Origin of the sequence: Alkalibacter saccharofermentans DSM 14828, from assembly GCF_900128885.1 — a bacterium.
Lineage (GTDB): Bacteria > Bacillota > Clostridia > Eubacteriales > Alkalibacteraceae > Alkalibacter > Alkalibacter saccharofermentans.
In genome coordinates, this window is the sequence record NZ_FQTU01000009.1 from 24,675 (window position 1) to 36,250 (window position 11,576).

An 11,576-nucleotide genomic window follows, 5' to 3' on the forward strand; every position below is an offset into this window, starting at 1 on the left:
GTGATAACAGTTGAAGATAAAATCAGGACCTTTTCCAAATATGTATACGAGAAAGAGCTTAATGAAGCTGAAAATTTAATTAAAGAGGCTGAATTAAAGAGTGAAAAAAATATCAAAGAATCTGAGCTGAAAGCAAAGGAAAAATGTGAGATCAGAAACGTTAAACTCAAAAAGAAGCATGAGCTTGAGCGCCAAAAGGTTGTTTCCAAAGCTAAAATCACAGCTAGGGACAAGGTGTTTAAACTTAAAAACAGATTGTTGGAGGATCTGGAAGATAGCATAGAAAGCAGTCTAGAAGGCTTCGCAGAATCGGAAGCCTATGAAAAATGGCTATTTAAAATGATCGATATATATAAAGAATTCATCTTAAATCAAGATGCGGTTATATATATTAAAGAAAAAGACAGAATTGAATTTGCAGAAAAACTGATGAAATCATATCCCAGAATTAGAGTTGCCGCTGGGGATGATAGGTGCATCGGCGGATTCATCATTGAAAGCGAAAATAATATGGAGAGAATAGATTACACCCTGCGGTCTAGGCTGGAAGAATATCAGAATGAAACCGGGTTGATCTTCAACGAGATGTTGGAGGAGGACTTTAAAAATGATCGTTAACGGAAAAATAACAATGATAAACGGACCTGTAATAAAGGGAGAGAAAATGTCAGGATTTAGAATGCGGGAGATGGTCATGGTTGGTGAGAAAAGGCTCATTGGCGAAGTCATAATCTTAGATGGCGAGACCGGTACCGTGCAGGTTTATGAGGAAACAGAGGGACTTAAACTAGGACAGGAAATAATCCCTACAGGTAAACCTCTTTCTGTTAAGCTGGGTCCGGGCATGATAGGAAATATTTTTGATGGAATTCAGAGACCATTGCTGAAGATAGATGAAATCAACAAAAATTTCATACCGGAAGGAATAGGTATGATATCCTTGGACGAAGACAAAGAATGGCAAGTGGAATTAAGTGTCAAAAAAGGTGATCAACTCGAACCTGGACAGATTTTCGGTTCTGTTAGAGAATCAGGATTGATAGAGCATAAATTGTTGGTTCCACCAGGCTGTGCCGGTGTGGTGGAAAAAATAGTTTCAGATGGCGTATATAGAATCGAAGACGTTCTGGTTGTGCTTAAGAATAAAAACAGGACTATAGAATTAAAAATGTATCACGAATGGCCTGTGAGAAATGCCAGGCCGGTTAGAGAAAGAAAAGAAATAGAAAAGCTTCTTGTTACAGGACAAAGAGTCCTCGACATGTTTTTCCCACTGGCAAAAGGGGGCACATGTGCTATTCCGGGGGGATTTGGTACCGGTAAGACCATGACCCAGCACCAACTGGCTAAATGGTCCGACGCTGATATCATAATATATATTGGATGCGGTGAAAGAGGTAATGAAATGACGGAAGTCTTGGAAGATTTTCCAAAGTTGATCGATCCCAAGTCAAATCGGCCTCTCATGGAAAGAACCGTGCTCATCGCCAATACTTCCAATATGCCGGTGGCAGCCCGTGAAGCTAGTATTTACACAGGGATCACCATGGCGGAATACTACCGAGATATGGGTTATGACGTAGCTATAATGGCGGATTCTACATCGAGATGGGCAGAGGCTCTAAGGGAGATATCGGGCAGGCTGGAAGAGATGCCTGCTGAAGAAGGCTATCCTGCATACCTGTCTTCGAGGGTAGCTGAATTTTATGAACGGGCAGGTTATGTAAAAACATTGAGTGAAAAAGAAGGCTCTGTAACCATAATTGGTGCTGTTTCACCGGCGGGGGGAGATTTCTCTGAACCGGTCACTGAAAACACTAAGAGGTACGTAAATGTATTCCTGGCATTGGATAAAGAACTGGCATATGCCAGACATTATCCTGCGATAAACTGGCTTGACAGCTACAGCGGATATCTTAAGGTGTTGGAGGGTTGGTACGAAGAGAACCTTTCAGATGAGGCGATACCTCTAAGGAATAAGATGCTGGAGCTTTTATACAAGGAAAACAAACTTCTGGAAATCGTCATGCTGGTTGGGGAGGATGTACTTCCGGATGATCAAAGGATAATATTAGAGATCTCAAAAATAATTAAAGCGGGATTTTTGCAGCAAAATGCTTTCAACAAAGAGGACACATTTGTGCCACTGGAAAAGCAGTACAAGATGCTTAAGGCAATAGACCATCTGTATGAAAAATGCAAAAGTTCATTAGCTCTCAGCATACCCATATCCCAGATAAAAAACAGAGAAATATTTGACGAGCTTATCAAAATGAAGTATACAGTGCCCAATAAAGATCTGACTAAGATAGATGAGATAAATTCTATGATAGACACTTACTATGACGAATTAAACCAAAAATATCTTGAATAGAGGGGATAGAATTGAAAAAAGAATATCTAAAAATAGATAAAGTCGTAGGTCCTCTTGTTGAGATGTCAAACGTAGAAGGTGTGGCTTACGGTGAGGTCGTAGATATTAAAAGCAAAGACGGCGAGATAAAAAAAGGGAAAGTGATTCGTCTCGAAAAAGACAAGGTAACCATACAGGTTTTTGAAAACACATCAGGACTTTCCACAGATAATTCTTCGATTAGATTTAAGAACGAAGCGTTTGAGCTGCCTTTATCCAAAGATATACTGGGCAGGGTTTTCGATGGTCTGGGAAGACCAGACGACATCGGAGGGGAGGTTTATAGCAGAAAAAGATACAATATAAACGGTAGACCCATCAACCCCGTAGCCAGAAAATATCCTAGGGATTTCATACAGACAGGGATCTCGAGCATAGACGCATTAATAACTCTAATCAGGGGGCAAAAATTGCCTATATTCTCGGGAAACGGTATGCCCCACAACGAATTGGCAGCCCAGATCGTTAGGCAAGCAAGGTTGAGTGAAGGCTCAAATGAGGATTTTGCGATAGTATTTGCTGCTATAGGCGTAAAGCACGATGATGCGGATTTTTTCAGAAGAAGCTTCATTGAGGCAAATGCAATGGACAGGGTGGTAATGTTTATTAACTATGCTGACGACCCGGTAGCAGAGAGAATCAACACCCCAAGGTGTGCTTTGGCTGCTGCTGAGTACTTGGCTTTTGAAGAAGGTATGCAGATTCTCGTGGTAATGAGCGATATCACTAGCTATTGTGAGGCTTTACGGGAGGTTTCTTCTGCAAGGGAAGAGGTGCCCAGCAGAAAAGGATATCCAGGATATCTATATTCAGATTTGGCGTCCTTGTATGAACGGGCGGGAATGTTGAAAGACAATCCAGGGTCCATAACATATTTGCCTATACTCACTATGCCCAATGACGATATCACCCATCCTATTCCTGATTTGACAGGTTTTATTACGGAAGGACAGATTGTTTTGGGCAGAGAGCTTTTTCAAAACAACTTTTACCCTCCTGTAAACATACTCCCGTCATTGTCAAGATTAATGAAGGACGGCATAGGAGAAGGTTATACTAGAAAGGATCATCCTGACCTTGCAAATCAATTGTTTGCCTGTTATTCCAAAGTCCAGGAAGTTAGAGCATTGGCTCAAATAATCGGCGAAGATGATCTTACTGAAATAGATAAAAAGTATATAGAGTTTGGCAGGCAATTTGAAGAGAGATTTATAGCTCAAGGATTCGAAGAAAATAGGACAATGAATGAGACCTTGGATCTGGGATGGGATATTTTAAGAACTCTTCCTGTAACTGAGCTTAACAGGCTTAATCCAGCTTTGGTTGAAGAGTACTATTAATAAATAGGATTGAAGGTGAGAGGATGCCGGGTAAAATAACACCGACAAAGGCAAATCTGCTCAAAAGTAAAGGAGCATTGGATTTTTCTCAAAAAGGATTTGAGCTGCTGGACAAAAAGAGGACCGTCTTGATTCAAGAAATGATGAGCCTTATAGAAGCCGCAAAAAAAATCGAAGTCGAAATCGAAAAAAAATTCAATCAAGCCTATGAAGCGGTTAAACATACAAGCATCACCATGGGACTTACAAACCTTGAAGAAGTCACTTTGGGAATCAACAAGGAAGAGGACTATCAAATACGCTTTAAAAGTGTAATGGGAGTCGAGATTCCCGAGGTTATTTATAATAAAACTGAAAAAATAAAGCCCCAGTACGGTTTTTACAGGAGTAATCCATCATTGGATATCGCTATCTTTGCCCTTAATGAGGTAAAGTACCTATCCTATGAACTGGCAAGGGTTGAGACTGCGGCATACAAACTTTCTGTGGAAATCAGAAAGACTCAAAAAAGAGCCAATGCGCTGGAAAAGATTCATTTGCCTCGACTGAAAGGTCAAATTAAATTCATTACTGATACCATAGACGAAAAAGAGCGGGAAGATTTTTTCAGGCTTAAGATAATTAAAAAAAAGCAGAATGACGGAATCTGACTATAAAGTTTATTTGCCATAGAAAAGTGATTTTAACGCTTCTATGGCAAATTTTTTATCGCCAAAGATGATTTTTTGTAATACGATATACTATATAGAATGGCTGTAACTATAAAATTACGGAGGATAACGTGGAAAATCTTTTGCCCCTTTTTTCTTATATGAGAGGATATAAAAAAACTTATTTGATAGCTGCAATCCTAATGGGCTTGTCAGTAGGGTTTTCATTGGTGAACCCGCTGATTCTTCAAATAGCAGTGGACAATTCTATCGGGGACCTTAATGTCGAAAATCCTATAGTGGCGGGAATCATGGAACTGCTTAAGATAGAGTCGCTTTCTGGCTATCTTTGGTTTTTTGCCTTTTTGTATGTGGTTTTCACTGCGCTGAGAGGCTTTTTGCTCTACTTTGTAGGCAAATTATCCGCAAGTGCTTCTGAGGGAACTGTAAAAAATCTCAGAGACAGGTTATTTAATCATATCCAAAGGCTGCCTTTTTCATATCACAAGAATGCAAATACAGGTGATTTAATCCAAAGAGCTACCTCCGATATGGAGACATTAAAAAAATTTTTAGCGCTTCAACTTGTGGAAACGGGAAAAGTGGCGCTAATGGTTTTATTCTCGGTATATGTGATGTGGAGGTTAAGTCCGAGGATGACGATTTCAGCTGTATCCCTCACGCCAGTGATCTTCTTGTTTGCCTGGTTTTTCTTCAGGAAGATTCAAAGTGGATTTGAGATTGCAGATGAGGCTGAAGCTGAATTATCAACTGTAATACAGGAAAATCTAAGCGGCATAAGAGTCGTAAAGGCATTTGGTGCTGAAGGCGCTCAAATCAAGGTTTTTGGAGAGAAAAATTCGGAATACAGGGATAAATCCTATAAACTGCTTTCAGATTTGGCGTGGTACTGGTCTATTTCTGACTTTTTGTGTTTTTCCCAAATAGGGCTGGTACTCGTATATGGAGTTTACCTGAATCTATCAGGAGAGATTACGCTGGGCGTATTGGTAGCATTTACATCCTATGTCACGATGTTAGTTTGGCCAATCAGGCAAATGGGAAACATTATAGCTGACTTTGGCAAAGCCCTCGTTTCGGTAGAAAGAATACAAATGATACTGCTTGAAGACGAAGAGGATTATGTCGAAACCGGATTGAAGCCTCAAATAGCAGGCAATGTAAAATTTGAAGATGTAGCTTTCTCATACTCGGACGATCCCAAAAGAAAGATCCTAGACGGCATCAATTTTGATATCAAGCATGGAGAAGTGCTTGCGGTATTGGGAAAAACCGGGTCGGGAAAGTCCACCCTTGCGCATTTGCTGGCAGGATTTTATCAACCGGTAAAGGGTAAGATATTGATAGATGGCATTGATTTGAGGAGCATTGAAAAAACATGGCTGAGAAAAAGTGTGAGGTTGGTGCTTCAAGAGCCATTTCTGTTTTCAGGAACTATAACTGAAAATATAGATATCTACGGAAAGAGTGAGCAGGAACAAATTTTTAAAGCGGCTAAAACGGCATCAATCGACAAAGATATAATAAGATTTGAAAAGGGTTATGAAACCTATGTAGGTGAAGAGGGGGTGACTTTGTCCGGAGGTCAGCGTCAAAGGATAGCGATAGCTAGAACCATCATCGACAAAGCTTCCGTACTCATCTTTGACGACTCATTAAGCGCCTTGGATGCCAAGACCGAAAGACAGGTCAGAAAAGAGCTCAGGGCGGAAAATGAAGAAGCGTCCATCCTGATAATCACCCACAAGATTTCAACAGCCATGGAAGCCGACAAAATCATCGTAATGGATGGAGGCAGGATAGTACAGCAGGGAAAACACGATGAATTGGCTGTTGCCGATGGTTTGTACAAAGAAATTTGGGATCATCAAAATACTTTTAATGGAAACATTATGACCGGGCATAGAGGGAACTGATGGAAAAAATAATAAATAAAACTGACGAGAGTCAACTGGATAAGCGGATTTGGCTTAAAATTATAAAAGATCTGACTGAATATAAAAAAGAAATGATAGCAGTGATGATGCTTATGATAAGCGTTTCCTTGGCAGATAGCATCTTTCCCCAGATGACAAGGGTTGCGATAGACAGATTCATAGTACCTGAAAGCTCTGAAGGGTTGAGTGTTTTTGCATTGCTGTACGCCTGTCTCGTTGCATGGCAAGCGGTGAATATACTATTGTTCATCAAGGCTGCGGGCAAGGTCGAGGTTAGATTTGCATACGGAATCAGAAAAAAAGCATTCGAGAAGTTGCAAGGACTTTCCTTCTCTTATTTTGACGAAACACCTAAAGGATGGATAATGGCCAGAATGACGTCGGACATAAGAAAAATCGGTGAGATCATATCCTGGGGAGTTGTGGATCTGGTCTGGGGATTGTCCATGATGGTTATTATAGCAGGATTCATGCTTTACTATAATTGGAGATTGGCCTTGGTAGCCCTGTCCGTGGTGCCCGTTCTTGCCGTCTTGAGCAGATTTTTTCAGCTAAAAATACTCAAAGAGTACAGAGGGGTTAGGAAAATCAATTCCCAGATAACTTCGTTATTTAGCGAAGGAATAAGCGGAGCTACAACGACAAAATCCCTGGCGTTGGAAGAAAACAGTTTCAAAGAGTTTAAGTCCGCTACTGATAATATGAGGATAAAATCAATCAGAGCTGCAATCTTTACCTCGATGTTTATGCCCTTGGCTATAAGCATCGGTTCTATCGGTTCAGCCTTGGTTCTATTCAAAGGTGGTTCAGGAGTTGCACAGGGGAGCGTATCTTTAGGAGTCTTGATTCTTTTCATAACATATACGGCGCAATTTTTCGAGCCTATAAGGGAGCTCGCAAGGGTAATATCAGAGTTTCAACAGGCTCAGGCTTCAGCAGAGCGAGTATACGCCTTATTGGGAACAAAAGAGACGGTAGGTGATTTTGAAGCTGTAATAGATATTGATAATGAAAAAGAAGTGGAGTTAAATGGGAGGATAGAGTTTAAAAATGTTAATTTCAGCTATTTGAAGGGAGAACCTGTATTGTCTGACTTTAACCTTTGTGTAAAACCTGGAGAAAAGATAGCGTTGGTTGGAGAGACGGGATCAGGAAAAAGCACCATAGTAAATCTCCTATGCAGGTTTTACGAACCCACGTCAGGAGAGATTACCCTTGATGGAGTTGATTACAAGAAAAGATCTTTGGGATGGCTTCATTCAAAAATCGGATATGTACTACAAAGTCCTCACCTTTTCAGTGGGTCAATAAAAGAAAATATACTCTTTGGCAAGCCAGGAGGAACCATGGAAGAAGTGATAAATGCGGCTAAGGTGGTAAACGCCCACGAATTCATAGTGAAGCTGGATAGAGGTTATGACAGCAAGGTCGGAGAAGGTGGGGGTAAATTATCCACTGGGGAAAAGCAGCTGATATCATTTGCCAGGGCTGTGATAAGAAATCCAAGAATTTTTATTTTAGACGAAGCAACATCCTCTGTGGATACACAGACGGAGGTCTATATACAAAAGGCCATCAACCAGGTGATGAAGGGAAGGACTGCGTTTATAGTTGCTCACCGTCTATCCACTGTATTGTCATCAGACAGGATTTTATTGATAGAAAAGGGTATAATAAAAGAGATGGGCAGCCATGATGAGCTTATGAGCAAAAGAGGAGATTATTACTCATTGGTTCAAAGCCAGTTTTTTCATAGACCGTCTGATGCGATTTAAGGGGGACTTTACATATGCTTGAAACTAAAAGACTTATGCTTAAAATGCCTAATCCCAGGCAAGCAGCTAAAGTAGCAGATTACTATAAGCGCAATGCCGAATTTTTGGGAAAATGGGAGCCGAAAAGAAATGAGGAGTTTTATAGCCTCAAATATCATTTCTTTGACTTGAAGAATCAAAAGGACCGATTTTGCAATGATGAGGAATACAGGTTTTGGATATTTAAAAAAGACACGTGGAATTTAATAGGATCTGTTACCATCAATTGCATCATATGGGGCAATTTCAAGAGCTGTTTCATGTCATACAAGCTCGATGCGGTTGAAGTCAACAAAGGATATGTAACCGAAGCATGTGAAAAAGTGCTGGATTTTGTCTTTGAGGTTGCTGGCTTGCACAGAGTGGAAATTAATATGGTGAAAGACAACTATGCATCAATCAGAGTGGCTGAAAAATTGGGATTTGCCAAAGAAGGGATGTCGCATAAATTCTTGGAAATTAACGGGAAATGGATGGATCATTATAGATATGCAAAAATCAATGAGGAGGACTGACAAATGATAAAAACCAACTACCATGCACACTGTACGTATTGTGACGGCAAAAACACTATAGAAGATATGGTGTTAAGAGCTGTTGAGGCCGGCTTTGAACACATCGGAATAAGCTCTCATGCGCCGATAGAGGAAGAGCACTGGACTATGGATGAGAAAATGCTCGAGGAGTATTTTAACGAGATAGAAGAGATTAAGTTAAAACACAAAGACAAGATTAAGGTTTATACAGGAATGGAAATAGACTACTTTTTTGACCGTGGACTAAACCCTGTAATGAAAAATCATATGGAAAGGCTCGACTATTTCATAGGATCTGTCCATGCACTGGGGAAAACAGATGAGGATAGATACTGGTTCGTTGATGATGCATTCGAAGGGGTTGAAGAGGGAATAAAGACTACCTTCCATGGTGATGGCAGAAGAGCCGTGGAAACATATTACGAAATAATGTCCAAAATGGTAAAAGAGAGCAATCCGGATATAGTAGGTCATATGGATATCATAAAGAAAAACAACAAAAATAGTATTTTGTTCAATGAAGAAGATCAGTGGTACGTAGATGTTGTTAAAGGGTTTTTATCAATAGTTAAAGAATACGGGTCTGTAATTGAAATAAATACAGGAGGAATACGAAGATATGGAGCAGACTGCTTCTATCCAAGTCATTGGATACTCGATTTGATAAAAGATATGGATGTGAAGATTACAGTAAATGGAGATAGCCACGATTTAGAAGGAATGGATTTCTATTATGGCGAAACGAGAGACTTGCTGATTTCAAAAGGGATTGATCATATATATGCGTTTGATGGAAAAGAGTGGATAAAAACAAAATTCTGACCTTGGGTCAGAATTTTGAATATTCATTCTTTATTTTTTTTAGCTTTTTTCTTCTTCTGATCTTTCTATTTTGCCTGGACACATATACTCTAAGCACTGAATATGACGCTAGCAGTATTGCAAATGCCGCGCCTGCAACTGACTTTACAAGGTCAATTAGGTTAAATGGCTTTGAAATTGCCTGGGCTGACAGCAAAGCCACCTTCCCGATTTCGATTCCTTTGAGGGTGTAAACCACCTCTCCTACGACTTCGCCTTTGTCCAAAGGAAGGTCAAGATTTTCACTTACCAATACCTTTGCGTCGATTAGGCTCGCTTGATCCTTAGGGATCGTGCACACCAGCCTGTTATCAGCGAGTAGGTCCAAATTTTCACCAGCGAAGGGAATCGATTTTACCAGCTGATTTGGCTCAGAAAGCACAGTAGTGGTAAAATTATCGAATCCGTAATCCAGCATGTTGCATGTGTCGATATAGGTCATTACTCCCCTTGATTTCAGCACCACGGTTATCAGGCTCAATGAATCTCTAGCAGCAGACGTGACCAGAGTATTTCCGGCCATTGATGTAAATCCGGTTTTTGTAGCAGTTACGTCTTCGTAGTAGTATTCGTTAGATGGCGACCTTATGAGCCTATTTTTAGTCCAGAGATATCTTTCTTCCTGGTGTTGGGTTTTAGGGATTTTGTAATTGATTGTTGTCATTACATCCCTAAGCTCTGGGTGCGTTATGACCTCTTTCATTATCATGGCCATGTCATAGGCTGTGGTATAGTGATTGTCGTCGTGTAGTCCGCTGGGATTTGTGAAATTGGTATCAGTCGCTCCCAATTCTTTAGCCCGTTTATTCATCAAAGCAGAAAATTCTTCTATGGATCCGCTGATATGCTGGGCAATGGCCACTGCAGCGTCATTCGCTGATTCAATCATCAATGCATTTAGCATCTGCTCGGCAGTTAGGACTTCTCCGGGTATTAGATAAACCTGACTGCTGCCTCTCTCTATGAGAAAAGGAACATCCTCTCCAACGATTATGTTGTCAGACGGATCGGTGTTTTCCACTAAAATGAGCGCTGTGAGAATCTTAGTTATGCTGGCAGGATAGTGGATATCATGGCTGTTTTTTTCAAATAGAACTTGACCTGTATTTCCATCCATCAAAATTGCAGCCTCTGATTCTACTAAAGGCTGTGCGTTGACGGTATTTGATCCTGAAAAAAGAAATAATGCTGCAAGTGTTAAAAGAACTTTTCTAAACATCTGCATCCTCCGTAGTTTTATCTCTTAACAGTATAATAAATTTATCTCTTAAAATCAAAATAAAATTAAAAAAAAGGTAAATGTAAATATATGTAGAAAAAGATAGAAGGAGGTGGTTTTTGTGATCAAAGGAAAGCTTGACAGGCAAAGCTTATGGATCATTGGTATTAGCCTGCTGATTCTCAGCGCTTTTATTTTATTCTATACAGGATTCACCAAAGGAAACATATCTTTGTCGTCGGACTATGAAATTGAAAAAAATATGGAAGAAAACGCAGCAGAAGAAAAATTGTTAGACAATGATATTATCAGTGGAGAAGAGGATATGGCTGAAGAGGAGCCTGAAATATATGTACATGTTTCCGGTGAAGTAAAAAGCCCCGGGGTGGTCAAGCTTAAAAGTGGATCGAGACTCTACGAAGCCGTAGAAAAAGCAGGGGGAATAACAAAGGATGGTGATTATGACAGCGTAAACCTGGCATCTCTCTTGACAGACCAGCAAAAAGTGGTGATTGGCAATATCAATGAGCCCAAAATACCGGATAGCGTTTATGCAGGGGGCAGTGATGCTGAAATCACGACAAGCAACAAAATCAATATCAATTCGGCTGGGAAAACAGAGCTAGAAACGCTTCCAGGAATTGGTTCGACCATTGCTCAGAGCATAATAGACTACAGGCAGTCTAATAACGGATTTGCTTCAATAGATGATATAAAAAATGTTAATCGAATCGGGGATAAGACGTTCGATAAGATTAAGGATATGATAACTGCGAATTGACGAT

10 protein-coding genes are annotated in these 11,576 nt (G+C 40.2%); 9 read left to right on the top strand and 1 reads right to left on the bottom strand.

Going from position 1 to position 11,576, the window contains the following annotated elements; translation table 11 throughout:
• The 8 genes from BUB93_RS07180 to BUB93_RS07215 all read left to right on the top strand — a co-directional run bounded on the left by BUB93_RS07180 (window position 1) and on the right by BUB93_RS07215 (window position 9,533).
• Window positions 1-618: a V-type ATP synthase subunit E gene (locus tag BUB93_RS07180; protein WP_073270609.1), complete on the top strand. Its 618-nt coding sequence runs from the start codon at window positions 1-3 to the stop codon at window positions 616-618.
• On the top strand, window positions 608-2,374 hold the full coding sequence (locus BUB93_RS07185; protein WP_073270611.1) for a V-type ATP synthase subunit A: 1,767 nt from the start codon (window positions 608-610) through the stop codon (window positions 2,372-2,374). Before BUB93_RS07180 ends, BUB93_RS07185 begins: the two co-directional genes overlap by 11 nt.
• Window positions 2,375-2,385: 11 nt before the next feature.
• Window positions 2,386-3,753: a V-type ATP synthase subunit B gene (locus BUB93_RS07190; protein ID WP_073270612.1), complete on the top strand. Its 1,368-nt coding sequence runs from the start codon at window positions 2,386-2,388 to the stop codon at window positions 3,751-3,753.
• A gap of 23 nt (window positions 3,754-3,776) precedes the next feature.
• Window positions 3,777-4,403, top strand: coding sequence for a V-type ATP synthase subunit D (locus tag BUB93_RS07195; protein WP_073270614.1), 627 nt, complete (start codon window positions 3,777-3,779; stop codon window positions 4,401-4,403).
• Between the two features lie 131 nt (window positions 4,404-4,534).
• Window positions 4,535-6,340 carry an ABC transporter ATP-binding protein gene (locus tag BUB93_RS07200; protein WP_073270616.1) on the top strand — a complete coding sequence of 602 codons (1,806 nt, stop codon included), beginning with the start codon at window positions 4,535-4,537 and terminating at the stop codon, window positions 6,338-6,340.
• The gene (locus BUB93_RS07205) at window positions 6,340-8,136 is read left to right on the top strand and encodes an ABC transporter ATP-binding protein (RefSeq protein WP_073270617.1); all 1,797 of its coding nucleotides are present in this window, start codon (window positions 6,340-6,342) and stop codon (window positions 8,134-8,136) included. The genes BUB93_RS07200 and BUB93_RS07205 overlap by 1 nt, the downstream gene beginning before the upstream one ends.
• 14 nt (window positions 8,137-8,150) lie before the next feature.
• Window positions 8,151-8,690 carry a GNAT family N-acetyltransferase gene (locus tag BUB93_RS07210; protein WP_073270618.1) on the top strand — a complete coding sequence of 180 codons (540 nt, stop codon included), beginning with the start codon at window positions 8,151-8,153 and terminating at the stop codon, window positions 8,688-8,690.
• Window positions 8,691-8,693: 3 nt separating this feature from the next.
• Window positions 8,694-9,533: a histidinol-phosphatase gene (locus BUB93_RS07215; protein WP_073270619.1), complete on the top strand. Its 840-nt coding sequence runs from the start codon at window positions 8,694-8,696 to the stop codon at window positions 9,531-9,533.
• A 7-nt stretch (window positions 9,534-9,540) separates the two neighbouring features.
• Here the strand turns inward: BUB93_RS07215 and BUB93_RS07220 are convergent, their stop codons facing one another.
• Entirely contained in the window at window positions 9,541-10,791 is a 1,251-nt protein-coding gene (locus BUB93_RS07220; protein WP_073270620.1) for a D-alanyl-D-alanine carboxypeptidase family protein, read from the bottom strand.
• Between the two features lie 121 nt (window positions 10,792-10,912).
• Between BUB93_RS07220 and BUB93_RS07225 the strand changes: the two genes are divergently transcribed.
• Window positions 10,913-11,572: a helix-hairpin-helix domain-containing protein gene (locus BUB93_RS07225; protein WP_073270622.1), complete on the top strand. Its 660-nt coding sequence runs from the start codon at window positions 10,913-10,915 to the stop codon at window positions 11,570-11,572.
• Window positions 11,573-11,576: the final 4 nt, after the last annotated feature.

Excerpts from the sequence above, each read along its gene's own strand:
- BUB93_RS07215 (WP_073270619.1), top strand. The coding sequence starts at position 8,694 with ATGATAAAAACCAACTACCATGCACACTGTACGTATTGTGACGGCAAA.
- BUB93_RS07205 (WP_073270617.1), top strand. The coding sequence starts at position 6,340 with ATGGAAAAAATAATAAATAAAACTGACGAGAGTCAACTGGATAAGCGG.
- BUB93_RS07185 (WP_073270611.1), top strand. The coding sequence starts at position 608 with ATGATCGTTAACGGAAAAATAACAATGATAAACGGACCTGTAATAAAG.
- BUB93_RS07195 (WP_073270614.1), top strand. The coding sequence starts at position 3,777 with ATGCCGGGTAAAATAACACCGACAAAGGCAAATCTGCTCAAAAGTAAA.
- BUB93_RS07210 (WP_073270618.1), top strand. The coding sequence starts at position 8,151 with ATGCTTGAAACTAAAAGACTTATGCTTAAAATGCCTAATCCCAGGCAA.
- BUB93_RS07220 (WP_073270620.1), bottom strand. The coding sequence starts at position 10,791 with ATGTTTAGAAAAGTTCTTTTAACACTTGCAGCATTATTTCTTTTTTCA.